Here is a 17,012-nt window from a genome sequence, read left to right as displayed (position 1 = left end):
AGATTGCTTCTGCTCTCGCTGTTTATCTGGAACGTGTAAGTGGGATATGACTCTAAGAGTTATGCCCCACTTATTTTTTATAAATACTGTAGGTATGGAAAATGCAAACGTTACCTATAATTTAGATTCAGATAAATTATAGGTGCATTCTTGTTCCTTTTTCGAGAAAATAAACGTATTATAAGAAGAAGGAAGGAGGGACTCGCATTCAAGTTGATGCGAAAGAAAAAAACTATTTTGATGATGTAAAGGGTTATTTATTGTATGTCCTAAGTTAGAATAAGTAACTTATTTAAGCGTTATCACTAAATCTTAATGTAGTATCTATTTAGAAATTTCTAGGTAAAAAATGTAATTGATTTGAAAAAATGTTCACTTATAAAAAAGAGGTTTTAATTAACCACAGTCGGAGGAATAATGATGAAAATACCTAAAAGATTTTTAAGCGGACTGCTACTTGCACTATTATTTCTGTTTTCATTTGTACCTGCCTTCGCACAAGAGATTGATGCCATTACAGCACCTACAGGAATAAAAGCGGTAATCGTAATCATTCCATTGATCTTAGTTTTAGTTTTATTATTTATGAAAGTGGATATGATCATTGCAGGGTTTGTTGGTGGCGTTTTAGCAATGATTATTGGTGGGATCGGATTAGAACAAGCGAATAAACAGTTATTAGAAACGATACCAACGATGCTTGGAATCACTGTCCCGATCATCAACTCAGCTGTTGCAATGGCTGTATTTAAATCAGGCGGTTATTCTGCGGCGTTGACTCTTGCTAAACGTGGAACCAAAGGTAAAGTGGAATACGTCTCAGCTTTTATCGTGATTTTATTAGCCGCAGCGACTTATATGTCAGGGATCGGCGGTGGTAGCGCAATGGTAATCGCACCTTTAGCTTTTGTAGCCGTTGGCGCAGTTCCTGAGCTGATTGCAGCAATGTCATTGGCAGCAGCCGTTTCATTTACAACTTCACCTGCTTCACTAGAATCTAGTATCGTCTCTAAGTTGGGTGATTTCAGTGTGGCCAAATACGTTTCCGATATGCGCCCAATTTGGTTACTTTTTTGTGCTTTAGCTATTATTTTAGCTTTTTGGGGAACGAAACGTCGGAATATCGGATTTAAAGAAAACGATGATGATGAGTATGCTTCAATGAGTAATAAGGCATTATTTAAGTTGACATTGCCTGCAATCTTTTTATTATTTGCTGTAATTTTCGGACCTGTCGTGAATGATCTAGTTGGTTTTCCATTATTGACACCTTTAGTTTATATGGTTTTGACATTGGCTTTAATATTTATTTGTTCAGATTTCTCATTGAATCAGTCGGTGGAAGCAATGGTGGATGGGTCAACGTATATTTTAACACGATTATTTCAGGTTGGAATTTTCTTAGCATTTATTAATATCATCGCTCAAACAGGTACATTTGCTGTTATTGCAGGTATTGCAAGTGCTGCGCCTACATTGATCATGGTTCCAGTTGCGATTTTAACTGGTATTTTAATTGGTGTTCCAGCAGGTGCTTACGTGGGTTCTGTGTTGACACTGGTTCTGCCAGTTGCGGTATCTCTTGGTTTTTCTTCTATTGAGCTTGGATTGGTTGCAGTGGGCGTAGGTTTAGGTAGCCAAATGAGTTTTGTGAATATCACGATGCAAGCCTTATCATCCGGCTTCCAAATTCCAATTTTAGATGTGGTAAAAGGCAATGTGAAATGGATCAGTTTAGCTTCAGTTGTATTGATTGCCATTGGATTCTTTATTTAAAATAGAAAGGGTGTTCAAGAATGGATATTTTAATTAAACAAGCACGATTAAGTGATGGAGAAGAACTACAAGATGTAGGAATTAAAGACGGAAAAATCATCGCGATTTCAGAAAAGTTGACTGACAATGCAGTTACTGTGATCGAAGCGCAAGGTCGAGTATTGATCCCGGGCCTAGTAGAAAGTCATATTCACTTAGATAAAGCACTGATTGCAGATAGAAAACCAAATAAGTCTGGAACTTTACAAGAAGCGATTAGTGTTACTGCTGAACTGAAACCCACATTTACGGAAGAAGACATTTACGCACGGGCAAAAAAAGCACTGGAAATGATTATTTCTCACGGTGTGACAGCAGTTAGAACACACGCAGAATTTGATCCTGCACAAGGCTTTTCTGGCTTTAAAACGATTATGAAATTAAAAGAAGAATATCGGGATTTGATCGATATGCAAATCGTTGCGTTTCCACAAGAAGGAATTTTTAAGGCGCCAGGTACGGAAAAAATGATGTATGAAGCAATGGAAATGGGCGCAGATGTTGTTGGAGGCATTCCTTATAATGATGCACCAGCAGATAAACACATCGATTTAGTTTTTGAAATTGCTAAAAAATATGATAAAGACATTGATCTTCATCAAGATTTCAGTGATGAAGCAACGGATATTTCGATTGAGTATTTGTGTAAAAAGACGATTGCAGAAAACTATCAGGGCAGAGTTTCTGTTGGGCATTTGACAGCACTCCATGCCTTGGAACCTGAACGATTAAACGAAATTTTAACATTGATGGCCGAAGCTCAAATCAGTGTCATGGCTTTACCAGCAACTGATTTACATTTGGGTGCTAGAAATGATACGTATAATGTAAGAAGAGCGGTAACTCCAATCAGAAAACTACGTGATGCTGGCGTTAATGTTTGTCTAGCTACTAATAATATTCGTAATGCCTTTACACCTTATGGAAATGGTGATTTAATGCAAATTGCAATGTTAGCGATTCCTGTAGGCCATCTTGGTGGAGCAGATGATTTGCCGACGGTCTTGCCGATGATTACAGAAAACCCAGCAAAAGCATTAGGGTTAGAACATTATGGTCTTCAAGTGGGTGACAATGCTGACTTAGTCTTACTAGATACGAAAGTAAAAGCGAATGCTATCATTGATATTCCAGAAAGAAATTATGTTATTAAGAATGGGAAAATTACAGTGGAAGTAAAAAAAGAAGTGACTATTTATAAATAAGGGTTAGTAGGAGCTAAACGCATTTCTACTTTAAGGTGATGCAACGAAGGTTCCTCCTTTATCTTAATTGGATAAGACTGAGGTATGGCTTATAATGTTATGTCTCAGTCTTGTATTTCTTGTTTTAGTTAAACATAATATTTTTATGTAAACTAAAATGAAAGAGATAATAAAAAAATCATTTACACTTATATCATATATAATAGATTATTATGACAAAACATTCTCAATTATAAAACTTAATTGAGAATGTTTTGGTTAAACGCTTGTGTTTACATACGATTATATGATACTCTTTATTATATAATAAATAATATTGGAGGTATATGAAATGAAAGTAATCGTTCTAGGTTCATCACACGGAGGCTATGAAGCAGTTGAAGAATTATTAAACTTACATCCAAATGCAGAGATTCAATGGTATGAAAAAGGAGATTTTATTTCTTTCTTATCATGCGGCATGCAGCTTTATTTAGAAGGTAAAGTAAAAGATGTCAATTCTGTACGCTATATGACAGGTGAAAAAATGGAGAGCAGAGGTGTCAATGTATTCTCTAATACAGAGATCACGGCTATCAAACCAGAAGAGCATAAAGTTGTTGTCAAAGATTTATTAACGGACACAGAGCGAGTGGAAGAGTATGACAAATTAATCATCAGTCCTGGAGCAGTTCCGTTTGAATTAAATGTACCAGGTAAAGACTTAGAAAATATCTATTTGATGCGTGGCAGAAAATGGGCGATCAAATTGAAAGCAAAAACAGTTGATCCTGAGGTGAACAATGTTGTTGTGATCGGTAGCGGATATATCGGAATTGAAGCTGCAGAATCATTTGCTAAAGCTGGTAAAAAAGTAACAGTGATCGATATTTTAGATCGACCTTTAGGCGTGTATTTAGATAAAGAATTCACAGATGTTTTGACAGAAGAAATGGAAGCTAACAATATCAACGTAGTAACCAATGAAACAGTTCAAAGTTATAAAGGTGAAGGACATGTTCAAAAAGTTGTAACAGATAAAGGGGAATATGATGCTGATCTTGTTGTTGTAGCAGTCGGCGTTCGTCCAAATACTGGATGGTTAAAGGATACTTTAGAATTACATCCTAACGGCTTGATTAAAACAGATGAGTATATGCAAACGAGCGCGAAGGATGTATTTGCAGTAGGAGATGCTACTTTGATCAAATATAATCCTGGCGAAACAGAAGTAAACATTGCTCTAGCAACTAACGCAAGAAAACAAGGACGTTTTGCAGTGAAAAACTTAAACGGACCAGTAAAACCGTTCCCTGGTATTCAAGGATCATCAGGTTTAGCTGTCTTTGATTACAAATTTGCTTCTACAGGTATCAACGAAGAAATGGCTAAAAAATTGAACATGAAGACGAAATCTGCAATCGTTGTTGAAGACTATCTAATGGATTTTAATCCTGATAAACAAAAAGCGTGGTTTAAGCTAGTTTATGACCCTGAAACAACACAAATTTTAGGGGCTCAATTGATGTCAAAAGCAGACCTTACAGCAAACATCAATGCAATTTCATTAGCAATTAAAGCGAAAATGACGATTGAAGATTTAGCTTATGCCGACTTTTTCTTCCAACCATCGTTTGATAAACCTTGGAATATTATCAATACAGCGGCACTGGTAGCTATGAAAAACGAACAATAGGCTTTAAAAGTATAAGACTGCAGTAACATATGCGTACTGTAGTCTTTTTTTCATACAATAAAAATGGTATTATTTGACTAAATAACTAGAATAGGTGGAAAAACAATGACAATTAGGTTAGAAAAGATGTCAAAAACTGACTATAAAAATTATTTATCTTTCGCAATTAAAGACTATGCTCAAGATAAAATTACAGCTGGAACTTGGAATGAGAAAGAAGCGATTCAGTTAGCAACAGAAAGTTTTAACGAACTTCTGCCAGAAGGCACGGATACAAAAAATGATTTTCTTTATTCTATTAAGGAAGATTCGTTTGATAAGAATGTCGGCTATTTATGGGTTCATTTAAATAAAACACCATATGATTCAAAATTATTCATTTATGATTTTATTGTGTTTGAAGAATTTAGAAATGTAGGTTACGGTAAACAAACAATTGCTTGTCTGGCTGAAAAAGCAAAAGAAATGAATGTATCACAGATCGACTTACATGTATTCGCTCACAATAAAGGTGCGATTCATCTATATGAGCAAACGGGTTTTATAGCAACAGATATTAGTATGACAAGACAAATAAAGTGAAAAGACTTAATTATAAAAGGAGGGCAAAATGACTCAACACCCAAGTACAAAAATCATGACAGAATTAATTGAAAAACAATGGTCAGAGCATTCTATTTACGCTGCAGTTGTAAACGAAAAATCAGAGATTATTTCTATCGGCAGAACAACTGTTGCTCAAACAAATGATCCGACAGCACATGCCGAGATCAATGCTATCAGATCTGCTTGTGAACTCTTACAGACTGATACGTTCCCGCCAGGTTATTGGTTGTATTCAACATTTGAACCTTGTCCATTGTGTTCATCTGCAGTCATTTGGAGTGGAATTGATGGAGTTGTATACGCTAATGATCCCAGATTCAGGGGTTCGCTGCCAGACTGGTCTTTCATAAAATGCAAAACTGTGCTGGAACAAGGATCTACTATCAATCAAGTAGAGCTGATTGAAAATTTCATGTTAAATGAGGTTAAAAACTACTTCACTAGACATCAAAAATAGAAAGACTTTTTTTATTATTGAAGGGCTATTCAAAAAGGAGAGAGTACAAAATGTATTATTCTAATGAAGAAATAAATATGTACTACGATATTGTGGGAGAAGGGGAGCCACTACTGATTATTCACGGATTTGCTATTGATCATAGAAGTTTAAAAGGAACCGCTGAAGAGTCTTTACAGGCGAACATGTATAAACGGATTTATATCGATCTACCTGGTATGGGAAAATCACCAGCACCTAATAAACCGATTAATGCGGACGATCTATTAAACAGCTTGCTTGAGTTTATAGACACAATTCTAGGAAAAGAAGCATCATTTTCTATTCTAGGCTATTCTTACGGTGGTTATCTAGCTTTGGGATTAGTAAAATTAGTTCCTAAAAGAATTGAAAAATTAGTCTTATTAGCACCAGTAGTTATAGCCGACAGTGAAAAGAGAAAACTACCGAAAAGACTCAAGACGAAAGAAGTCTTTTTTGAGGTTGAGGAGAAAAGTCTTTTTGAAGAATACAAAACTTCTGCTGTTAACATCACGAAAAAGGATATGAATATTATATCACTGAAATCCATTCCGGATTATGCGTTGGTGACCGCCGCTTCCAAAAGTCTTTTCAAGAAACGGGTTATGCATTTGATTTTGAAAAAAATCTTTTCGGCGAATTAGTTGCATGTAATAGTTTAATTATTTTAGGTAAGCAAGACGATGTTGTTGGCTATAAAGATATTTTAAACTATCGAAATCAATTTCTAAATGGTGAGTTTGTTTTGATTGATACCGCTGGTCATAATTTACAATTGGACGAACGTCAGAAAGTGATTACAGAAATTCAACGTTTTTTCAAGTAGTTTAATCCCAATTGATACAAAGATCAGAGAGTAAGTACTTTTTCCTAATCTAAAATCTACTTTGCATAATGTATATTATGTTAACTAGAATATAAAATTAAAAATACACAAGAACTTCTCTCCCTCTTTACAGTTTTAATCATATAAGCAAAAACAACGAGTTCTTTTACTAGCGGACTCGTTGTTTTTGCTTATATGATTCTTTGAATATCATAATATTGGTGATAATAATCGTGAGAAATTTTGTTTAAATCGTAACCAGTGAGATTGGTTTTTGATTATTTCGTCTGTTAATAGAATACTTTTATCCATATCAGATTCAAAAATTTGAGTTAATTTCCATGCGATTCTCGTATCATAGATAAACGTGCTCACTTCAAAATTCAATGCATAACTTCTAATATCCTGATTTGTTGTTCCAACCATGCAGATCTCATTATCAATGATCATCGTTTTAGCATGTAAAAAGCCGTTTTGATACATATAAATTTTCACACCACGCTTATGTAAATAATTTGCGTAGTACTGAGTAGCACGATAAATGAACGGATGATCAGGCATACAGGGAATCATAATTCGAACGTCGATTCCAGAGCGAACTGCAATCAAAATAGCGTTGATCATGCTGTCATCCGGAATCAGATACGGCGTTTGGATCCAAACCGATTTTTCAGCAGATAAAATCATTTTGATAAAACCACTTTTCAAAATTTCTTCTTCAGAATCAGGTCCGTCAGAAACAACTTGCAATGCTAAATCACCAAGTTCATTGTCTTCAGCAATTTGGAAATAGTTTTCTGAGTATTCCATTTTGTGAGACTCTTCTTGAATGGACGCATTCCAGTCCATGATGAAAATTTCCTGCAATGAGAAAACAGATGTTCCGACTAAACGAATATGCGTGTCTCTCCAATAACCGAATTTTTTGCTCTCACCCAAATATTGATCACCTACGTTAAAGCCACCTGTCCACCCTATCTTCCCATCAATTACGACAATTTTGCGATGTAAGTGATAGTTCAAGCGAGTTTTACTGATCATATTTTTGGAGGTGATGAAAGGAGCTACCTTCCCACCCAAAGCAACGAATGCTGCAAAAAACTTTTTATTTGCTCCAGGAGAGCCCCAAGGATCATAGATCAGATGGACTTCGACTCCTTCTTTCACTTTTTCGCCTAGTAAATCTAAAAATTGATTCCCGATACGATCATTAAAAAAAGAATAATATTCGACATGAACAGTTTCTTTCGCCTGACGGATGTCTTCGAATAAGGCTTCAAATTTTTCTTTCCCGTCTGTGTAGATTTTTAAACTATTTCGTTTACTTAATGGTGAAGAATCCATATTTCTAAAGTATTTGTTCAACACACGTGCATCAGTCAATAAATTGATATCCAATTTTTCATTTGACTTTAGATTATCGTCATCGACCATTTTCTTGATCTCAGTGATTTTTTCTTTGTCATGTGCGGTCAATTTAAACACTTTTTGACCGTTGATTCCTCTACCGCAAAAGAGGTAAATAATAAATCCGATTCCTGGTAAAAATACTAAAGTCATGATCCAAGCTAAAACACTTGAAATACTTCTTGGTTTTCTAAAAACTGTAATAAGTGCTGCTGTTGTATTTAATAACACTAACAGAACAAGTATGATGATAAAGATTCTCATCCGATTTCATTTCTCCCTTAAAATACGTAATATAGTGATTATAGCAAAAACAACAGATTCATCCAAGAAATAACACTGAATATCATATAATCAGTTGTTCTCATTGTCTAAATCTTAACTGTTCTTATATTTTGATTTTCCCTATTTCATTTCTCATAATGTTGTACTATAATATGCTGATATCGTTAATTGGAAAGAGGAATGAATAAAAATGGATATTAAAATGTTACTCACTATCTTTGTGGTCAATTTTTCTTATATCACATTGAATACGATCCGTTTTATGCTTACAATGAAAGGCTATCGCTTAATTGCTCCTTTAGTTAGTATGGCTGAGATAACGATTTATGTATTAGGCCTTAGCATGGTGCTAAATCGTTTAGATAATCCGCTGAATCTGGTCGTATATGCGCTTGGTTATGCTGTAGGAATCAGCGTCGGCATTAAAATTGAAGATTACTTAGCACTAGGCTATATTATGGTAACGGCTATCCTTCCCTCTTCTACAGAGCAACTGAATCTGCCGGAAATATTGAGAGACCATGGATATGGCGTTACGCAAAGTTTTGGTGCCGGTCGTGAAGGTGAACGGATGATATTAGAAATTCTATCTCCACGTAAGAATGAACGTAGTCTCTATAAACTAATTAATGAGCAAGAGCCTAGAGCATTTATCATTTCATATGAACCAAAATTTATATCTGGAGGTTTTTGGACAAAGAAGGTCCGGAAAAGAAATAATTAGTTAAACGCCGTAGCTTGACCATTCATAAATCAAGTTACGGTGTCTATTTTCTTTTTAAGTTTACATAATATAATTATAGTGAACTAATCTTTAAAATAATTGATATTTTTTTGATTTGGAAAACAAATGCTAAATAGAGTACTGTATAGTTGCATTTTAAGGAATATACGTTGGTTACGTTCTTCAATTGTTGTTCCAAATAGAACTAACTCCGTTTTCAGCATGTCTAGCATAATTTTATTTTCTTCAGAAAGTGTAACATCATCAAGTTGAGTTGCCGTCAAGATTAATTTTCCTTCAGGATTTCTTTTTAGATCCTTCGTTGTTAACAAGGCCTGTTCAAAGATATTTTGCTTTTTGACTCTTGACGTGTTTCGTTTGACAGATCGAATCACTTTTTGGACTTGTGCTATAAAATAATTGATATCAACATCACCGATGATTGCTTGTAATGGTTTAAAATGTTCAGGTAGTTTTTGTCTTTTTGAAAGTAAGTTGAAATAATTTGCTAAGTCTAAAGGGATCACTTCATCCTGATAAATAGACACAAACTGTAGCGTACTATTCCCCTCTTCTCTTTTACGAAAGAGTGGGATAGTATTTGAGGAAGCTTGAACACCAAAAAATAACTGTCTTGCTCTTCTTCAAAAAGTAAAGGCCATAACCATTCTCCAAATATAAAGTAATGGATTTGGGGTGGCGTTGCTTGAATAAGATTTTCTAACAGATCAGTTATTGAGTCAGGAACCAATAATTTTTCTTCAGCGGAATAAACGGGAAATACTAACGAATATCTTCTGTTTTTCCGTTCAATTAGGTTATATTTAATTAATTTGTCCAAGTATAATTCCAAATTACTATCAGTTGGAATAGCTGCTTTTATTTGGCGTAGAATCACTTCTTGATTTTTGTGCTCTGAAAGGTAATCAATTATTTTTTTGAATAATGGATCAGAAATTATGTTATCTAGCTCTTTTTCGTTTTTGTTTGAGGTAAAATAATAGCTTGTATTTTCCATAGTAACATCACTCTTTCTTTCCCCTAGATAAAATAAAAACTACAGATGGAGTATATAAAACACCACCTGTAGTTTATTAAGCTGCTAATTCATAAATCAGATGTGTAATTTTAGCTAAATGCTTCTGTTAATTGAGGAACAACTTGTTTTTTACGAGAAACAACACCGTTTAAGAACGCACGATTGTTATCAAGTTTTACATTAAACGCAGCTTCCACCTTGTCGATTGATTCTCCAATAACTAATAGCTCAGAATCACTGTTTAGAATGTTCGTGATGATCAATACAAATAAATCATAGTTGTTTGTAGCGTTTGCGCTGTTCATAGCAGCTTCAAGCTCTTCTTGACGATCTAATACTTCATTTAGGTCAACAGTATTGACTTGAGCGATACGGACGTTCTTATCCCCCATAGGGAAGCTTTTAGCGTCCAAATCTAATAAAGTTTCAGCCGTTTTATCACTTAGATTCGTGCCGGCTTTTAACAGGTCTAAACCATAACCATCTAAATTGATTTCAGCAATATCGGCTAATTCATTCGCTGCATCGATATCTTCTTGTGTACATGTTGGTGACTTAAATAATAACGTATCAGAAATGATTGCTGATACCATCATACCAGCAATCGGTTTTGGAATGGTGATATTATTTTCTTTAAACATCTTTAATACGATCGTACTTGTACATCCTACTGGTTCTGCACGATAATACAACGGATCTGCTGTTTCAAAGTTCGCGATACGATGGTGATCGACTACTGCAAGGATATTTAGATCTGCAATATCGGAAATACTTTGTTGGAATTCATTGTGATCGACAAGCATTACTTGATTTGTTTCGCTAGCAGCACTTTCTACGATTCTTGGTGCATCGACATTGAAGTAATCCAGTGCATATTGTGTTTCCTCGCTAGGTGCACCTAAAGCTACAGCTTCTGTTTCTTTCCCAAGTTCTTTTTGTAAGTATGCAAAGCTGATTGCAGCTCCAATTGCGTCTGTATCAGGATTTTGATGTCCGAAAACGAGTATTTTTGACATAAAAATAGTTCACTCCTTCTTTTTTCTTCATTATTAATAATAACAAAAATAGAAAAGAAACAACAATAAATGCCGCTCTTTTCTATTTTTCTCAACTATCTTGTTGCGTATCGTTGATAGTCATTGACATGAAGTAACTTTTTAGCATTTGCTACGCGGTCTTCTTTAGGCGGTTCGATTCCATCTAGTGGATACTTTAAGCCTAATTCATCCCATTTATATTTACCCATCGTATGATAAGGTAACACTTCTACCTTATCGACATTCTTCAATGTTTTAATAAAACTATCTAAGCGAATTAAATAGTCATCATAGTCGCTGCGTTCAGGAACTAACACATGACGAATCCAAACGGGTTTACCGATTTCTGAAAGATATTGAGCCATTTCTAGAATATTTTCATTTCCTAATGAAGTAAGTAATTTATGTTGTTCATTATCAATATGTTTGATGTCAAATAACAATAAGTCAGTATATTTCATTAGTTCTTCAAATTCACTGAAAAATGGTTCTTCTCTTGTGAATGGTTTACCACAAGTATCGATTGTTGTATGTATTCCTTTTTCTTTGGCTTTTTTAAATAAGTCTGTTAAAAAAGCTAATTGAAGTAAAGGTTCGCCCCCACTGACAGTGATTCCACCTTTTTCGCCCCAATATGAACGATACTTGATTGCTTCATCTAAGACTTCATCCGTTGTAACCTCACGTCCACCAGAACCGATTTTCCAAGTATCAGGATTATGACAAAATTGGCAGCGCATACGGCAGCCTTGTGTAAACACGATGAAACGAACGCCAGGGCCGTCAACGGTCCCAAAATTTTCTGTAGAGTGGATTCTACCGATAACAGGAGTTGTCATTTCTTGTTCCTCATTTCTTTTAAAAAAAGGGCTGACACGAGGTCAACCCTTCAATTTTTAGTTTATTATAGTCTGTCGTGAGAAGTTCTAGAGATAACGTCTGCTTGTTGCTCAGGAGTTAAGTCACGGAATTTCACGGCATATCCAGATACACGAATCGTTAAGTTAGGGTATTTTTCTGGATGTGCTTGTGCATCTAATAATAATTCGTTTGTGAACACGTTAACGTTCAAGTGGTAACCACCTTTGTCAAAGTAGCCGTCCATTACGTTACGTAAGTTGTCGATTCTTGTATCATCATCTTTACCTAAACCGTTAGGGTTGATTGTTTGTGTATTAGAAATTCCATCCAATGCACTTGTGTACTCTAATCTAGCAGTTGAGTTAAGTGATGCTAAAAGACCGTTTTTCTCACCTAAGAATTTTCCGTCTTGGTAACTTGGGTTAGCACCTGGTGCTAATGGTTTGCCAGCGCGACGTCCGTCTGGAGTATTACCAGTTGCTTTACCATAAACAACATTTGAAGTGATTGTTAATAATGATGTTGTTGGTTTCGCATTACGGTACGTATGTTGACGTCTGATTTGAGTCATGAAGTACTCAAGGATCCAGTTAGCCATTGCGTCTGCTTCTTCATTATCGTTACCATAAGTTGGGAACTCATTTTGAGGAACATAATCGATTGCTAAACCATCTTCGTCACGGATTACTTGTACATTACCGTGTTTGATCGCCATTACTGAGTCTGCAGCATGTGAAATCCCTGCAATACCAGTTGCGAATGTACGTTGTAAATTACTTTCCATGAAAGCTAATTGAGCGGCTTCATAAGAATATTTATCATGCATGTAGTGGATAACATTTAATGTATTTACATACAATTCAGCTAACCAATCCATAATATCTTTATAACGATCGATAAATTCGTTGTAGTCTAAAGTATCGCCAGTCATTGGACGGAATTTAGGAGCTACTTGCATTTTCGTTTTTTCGTCTACCCCACCATTGATTGCATAAAGGACAGCTTTAGCTAAGTTGGCACGAGCACCGAAGAATTGCATATCTTTACCCATAACTGTTGCAGATACACAACATGCAATTGCACAGTCATCTGATCCCCAGTTAGCGCGTAATAAGTCATCATTTTCAAATTGGATAGATGAACTTTGTTTCGCAATTTTAGAAGCGAATGTTCTAAATCCAACTGGTAAATGTGAAGAGTATAATACAGTTAAGTTAGGTTCAGGAGATGGACCCATGTTTGTTAATGTGTGTAAGATACGGAAATCACTCTTAGTTACTAATGAACGTCCGTCTAAGCCCATACCAGCGATTGATAATGTTGCCCAGATTGGGTAACCAGAGAATAATTGGTTGTATTCAGGCGTACGAGCAAATTTAACCATACGTAATTTCATGATCAAGTGATCGATCATTTCTTGTGCATCAAATTCAGTGATTACCCCAGCTTCTAAATCACGTTGGATATAGATATCTAAGAATGCAGAGATACGTCCGATAGACATAGCTGCACCATTTTGTGATTTGATAGCGCCTAAGTAACCAAAGTATAACCATTGGATCGCTTCTTTAGCGTTTGCTGCTGGTTTAGAAATGTCAAAACCGTAAGTTGAAGCCATTTCTTTAAGATCAGCCATTGCTCTGATTTGTTCAGAAATTTCTTCTCTTAAACGAATAACATCGTCTGTCATTACTTTGTTACCAGTGTTACTTAAATCTTTTTTCTTTTCAGCAATCAAGAAGTCCATACCATATAAAGCAATACGACGGTAGTCACCAATAATACGACCACGGCCATAAGCATCTGGAAGACCTGTAATGATTTTATTTTTACGAGCTGATCTCATTTCTGGAGTATAGGCATCGAAAACACCTTGGTTATGAGTTTTTCTCCACTCTGTAAAGATTTTAGACATTTCTGCGTCTACTTCGTAACCATTTGAAGTTAAAGAGTTGTTTGCCATATTGATACCACCAAATGGCATAAATGCTTGTTTCAAAGGTACATCTGTTTGTAAACCAACGATTTTTTCTTCTTCTTTGATCAAGTATCCAGGTTCATGAGAAGTAACAGTTGCAGGAATATTTGTGTCCATGTCATATACACCATTTTTTTCATGCTGTACTTCAAATAATTCCTGTAATTTTGTCCATAATTTATCAGTACTTGGCGCGATTGGCTCTAGGAAAGAATCATCACCTGTGTATTCAGTGTAGTTTCTTTGGATAAAGTCACGTGTATCTACTGATGTTTGCCATTTGTCGCCTTTAAAGCCTTTCCATTGCTCCATTTTGGGGCCTCCTTAGTATGCTGAAATCTATTGTAACAGCTTTATGTGATTAGTATAACACATCATCATTTTTATGCAAGCCTTTCCTTACTATATTTTGAACTTATTTCTTTATTTTTCGAAAAATACCTTTAAAATGCTGATATATCAAGGTTTAATCTTTGTGATTTAGTGTACTAACAATGGATTGCGAAGTTTACAAAGTAAGAAATCTGTTATAAAAAAGCGCCTTTCTGTACTAGTACAGAAAGGCGCTTTTCTTAATTCTATAGAACAGATCATTCGTTTAACTAGACTGCTCTTCTGTTTTTGGTTCTAATTCTGCAGTGTGCATCTCATGAACCTCTAAAATTTCCCCATCTTGCTTTTCATCAAGCATAAAGGAACCGTTAGACGTTCGATCGTTGATAGGATATTTTTCAGAATCAATTGTGTATTGTTGCCCATTTTGTGTAGTTACTAGTAATTCTAATGGACTGCTTTCAGACATAAACGTTACACGGTGAGGATTCTTTTTCAATTCTCTAAGAACCATCAGTCCACGTTTAGCACGCCCGAGTTGTGGCAATTCTTGAGCTAGCATACGTTTGATACTACCTCGTTGGGTCAAGATCACTATTGGGGTATCCCCCTCTTCATGAACTAATAAGCCATTGACAACATAGTCTTCTTCTTTCAAGTTCATTGCTTTAACACCTGCCGCTTTAGCACCTACAACAGGAACCTCTTCTAAAGGATAACGTAAACCGAACCCGCGGTGGCTAACTAAAAAGACGTCTAAAATCTTTTGTTCATTGGTTAAATAGACATTTACGATTTCATCTGTTTCAGATTTTAGCTTCATACAGTTTGTCGGACGAGTCTTATACGTTCTCCATGGTTCAAAGTCGGTCATTTTACTCTGTTTGATCATTCCTTCTTTTGTCATGAAAACAAATGTTTTCGTTGGAGAAAGCTCTTTGTAGGTGTAGACAGCAATGATTGACTCATCGACTGAAAGGTTTAAAATAGCTTGTGAAATATGTTCACCTATTTCCTTCCATCTCAAATCTGGAAGTTCGTGGACAGGTCGATAGATTACATTTGCTTTGTTTGTGATCAATAAAATATGATCGAGCGTATTGACTTCACCTGTATAAAGTAAGAAGTCGCCATCTTTCATTCCAACTTCCTCTGGTTTTGATGCACTGTATGAGCGTAAGCTGCTACGTTTGATGTACCCTTCATGTGTAACAGTAACCACTACATCTTCTTGAGCGATCAGAACTTTTGTATCGATCTTGATTTCTTGTATTTCATCTTCGATTCGTGTTAGGCGAGGATTTCCGTATTGTTTTTTGACCTCACGTAATTCTTTTTTCATGACGTTGAATAATTCTTTTTCATCACTTAGAATTTTCGTTAGCTCTGTAACAAGGTGGTTTAACTCTTCCGCTTCTTTTTCAAGCTGCGTAATATCTGTATTGGTTAAACGATACAATTGTAAAGTAACGATTGCTTCTGCTTGTTCTTCTGTAAATGCATAGGCTTTGACTAAATTCATTTTAGCGTCTTTTTTATCTTTACTACCACGGATCGTTTCAATTACTTTATCTAAGATCGATAATGCTTTGATCAAACCAGCAACGATGTGTTGACGTTTTTTAGCCTTATTCAATTCATATTGACTGCGGTTAGTGATCACTTGTTTACGGTGGGCAATATAACTATCTAAAATACGTTTTAAGCCGACTTGTTGCGGCGTCATGTTATCAATTGCTACCATATTGAAATTATAGTTGATTTGCAATTCGGTATTTTTAAAAAGGTAGTTTAAAATCCCTTCAGCATTTGTATCTTTTTTAAGTTCGATCGCGATTTGCAACCCAGTTCGATCACTTTCATCACGAACTTCCGCAATACCATCGATCTTTTTGTTTAAGCGGACTTCATCCATCTTTTTAACTAAAGTTGCTTTGTTGACTTCATAAGGGATTTCAGTCACAATAATTTGTTGTTTACCGCCTTTTAAAGGTTCAATTCTAGTTTTAGAACGAAGAATCACTTTTCCGCGACCTGTTTCATAGGCTTTTTTGATTTCTTCTTTTCCTTGCAAAATACCACCTGTGGGAAAGTCAGGACCTGGAATAAATTCCATTAATTTATCTAGTGTCGCATTGGGATGATCAATTAAATAAATCGTACCGTCAATGATCTCCGCTAAATTATGCGTAGGAATTTCAGTGGCATAACCTGCCGAGATACCAGTGGAGCCATTTACTAATAAATTAGGATATTTAGCGGGCAGTACTGTAGGTTCCTTTTCAGTATCATCGAAATTCCAAACGAAATCGACGGTATCCTTTTCGATATCTCTTAAAAGTTCTCCACTCAGTTCGGATAAGCGAGCTTCAGTATAACGCATTGCCGCTGGCGGATCCCCATCCATACTACCGTTATTTCCGTGCATTTCGATCAATACTTCGCGAAGCTTCCAGTCCTGACTTAAGCGAACCATAGCTTCGTATATACTACTGTCACCATGAGGATGATAATTCCCCATGATATTACCGACAGATTTTGCGGATTTTCTAAAGCTTTTTTCAAAGGTATTGCCATCTTTATTCATGGAAAATAAAATTCTGCGTTGTACAGGTTTTAGTCCATCACGAATATCAGGTAGGGCCCGTTCTTGAATGATATATTTGGAATATCTTCCAAAACGATCGCCCATTACTTCTTCAAGTGTTAACTCTTGAATATCTTGGCGTTTTTCCAAATTCGT

Annotated in this window: 14 protein-coding genes; 7 read left to right on the top strand and 7 right to left on the bottom strand. The window is 35.6% G+C overall.

Going from position 1 to position 17,012, the window contains the following annotated elements; all coding sequences use genetic code 11:
- Positions 1 to 420: 420 nt before the first annotated feature.
- The 6 genes from V192_RS0103385 (at position 421) to V192_RS0103360 (ending at position 6,423) form a co-directional block, all read left to right on the top strand.
- On the top strand, positions 421 to 1,776 hold the full coding sequence (locus V192_RS0103385; protein WP_025868951.1) for a hypothetical protein: 1,356 nt from the start codon (positions 421 to 423) through the stop codon (positions 1,774 to 1,776).
- 20 nt (positions 1,777 to 1,796) lie between these two features.
- Positions 1,797 to 3,020 carry an amidohydrolase family protein gene (locus V192_RS0103380; protein WP_025868950.1) on the top strand — a complete coding sequence of 408 codons (1,224 nt, stop codon included), beginning with the start codon at positions 1,797 to 1,799 and terminating at the stop codon, positions 3,018 to 3,020.
- Between the two features lie 331 nt (positions 3,021 to 3,351).
- Complete coding sequence (locus V192_RS0103375) at positions 3,352 to 4,695, top strand: FAD-dependent oxidoreductase (RefSeq protein WP_025868949.1); 1,344 nt, start codon at positions 3,352 to 3,354, stop codon at positions 4,693 to 4,695.
- Between the two features lie 105 nt (positions 4,696 to 4,800).
- The gene (locus V192_RS0103370) at positions 4,801 to 5,277 is read left to right on the top strand and encodes a GNAT family N-acetyltransferase (RefSeq protein ID WP_082265960.1); all 477 of its coding nucleotides are present in this window, start codon (positions 4,801 to 4,803) and stop codon (positions 5,275 to 5,277) included.
- Between the two features lie 28 nt (positions 5,278 to 5,305).
- A complete protein-coding gene (locus V192_RS0103365; protein WP_029948104.1) occupies positions 5,306 to 5,758 on the top strand; it encodes a nucleoside deaminase in 453 nt (150 codons plus the stop codon).
- A 50-nt stretch (positions 5,759 to 5,808) separates the two neighbouring features.
- The gene (locus V192_RS0103360) at positions 5,809 to 6,423 is read left to right on the top strand and encodes an alpha/beta fold hydrolase (RefSeq protein ID WP_025868946.1); all 615 of its coding nucleotides are present in this window, start codon (positions 5,809 to 5,811) and stop codon (positions 6,421 to 6,423) included.
- Positions 6,424 to 6,815: 392 nt separating this feature from the next.
- On the opposite strand, the gene cls is transcribed toward V192_RS0103360, so the two are convergent.
- A complete protein-coding gene (gene cls, locus V192_RS0103355) occupies positions 6,816 to 8,276 on the bottom strand; it encodes a cardiolipin synthase (RefSeq protein ID WP_025868945.1) in 1,461 nt (486 codons plus the stop codon).
- 205 nt (positions 8,277 to 8,481) lie between these two features.
- Here cls and V192_RS0103350 point away from each other — a divergent pair, with 205 nt between their 5' ends.
- Positions 8,482 to 9,021: a DUF2179 domain-containing protein gene (locus V192_RS0103350; protein ID WP_029948103.1), complete on the top strand. Its 540-nt coding sequence runs from the start codon at positions 8,482 to 8,484 to the stop codon at positions 9,019 to 9,021.
- A gap of 83 nt (positions 9,022 to 9,104) precedes the next feature.
- Here the strand turns inward: V192_RS0103350 and V192_RS21895 are convergent, their stop codons facing one another.
- The 6 genes from V192_RS21895 to parC all read right to left on the bottom strand — a co-directional run bounded on the left by V192_RS21895 (position 9,105) and on the right by parC (position 17,006).
- Complete coding sequence (locus V192_RS21895; RefSeq protein ID WP_239644556.1) at positions 9,105 to 9,548, bottom strand: hypothetical protein; 444 nt, start codon at positions 9,546 to 9,548, stop codon at positions 9,105 to 9,107.
- The gene (locus tag V192_RS21890) at positions 9,545 to 10,039 is read right to left on the bottom strand and encodes a DUF1803 domain-containing protein (protein WP_239644555.1); all 495 of its coding nucleotides are present in this window, start codon (positions 10,037 to 10,039) and stop codon (positions 9,545 to 9,547) included. Before V192_RS21890 ends, V192_RS21895 begins: the two co-directional genes overlap by 4 nt.
- 110 nt (positions 10,040 to 10,149) lie before the next feature.
- Positions 10,150 to 11,076, bottom strand: a complete 927-nt coding sequence (locus V192_RS0103340; protein WP_025868943.1) for a manganese-dependent inorganic pyrophosphatase — start codon at positions 11,074 to 11,076, stop codon at positions 10,150 to 10,152.
- A 95-nt stretch (positions 11,077 to 11,171) separates the two neighbouring features.
- The gene (gene pflA, locus V192_RS0103335) at positions 11,172 to 11,936 is read right to left on the bottom strand and encodes a pyruvate formate-lyase-activating protein (protein WP_025868942.1); all 765 of its coding nucleotides are present in this window, start codon (positions 11,934 to 11,936) and stop codon (positions 11,172 to 11,174) included.
- Between the two features lie 65 nt (positions 11,937 to 12,001).
- A complete protein-coding gene (pflB, locus tag V192_RS0103330) occupies positions 12,002 to 14,248 on the bottom strand; it encodes a formate C-acetyltransferase (RefSeq protein ID WP_025868941.1) in 2,247 nt (748 codons plus the stop codon).
- A 286-nt stretch (positions 14,249 to 14,534) separates the two neighbouring features.
- Positions 14,535 to 17,006, bottom strand: a complete 2,472-nt coding sequence (gene parC / locus V192_RS0103325; protein WP_025868940.1) for a DNA topoisomerase IV subunit A — start codon at positions 17,004 to 17,006, stop codon at positions 14,535 to 14,537.
- Positions 17,007 to 17,012: the final 6 nt, after the last annotated feature.

It is taken from the genome of Enterococcus crotali, assembly GCF_000633635.1.
Classification (GTDB): domain Bacteria; phylum Bacillota; class Bacilli; order Lactobacillales; family Enterococcaceae; genus Enterococcus_L; species Enterococcus_L crotali.
The sequence above is the reverse complement of the archived record's forward strand: the minus strand, read 5'-3'. Positions and strand labels throughout refer to the sequence as shown.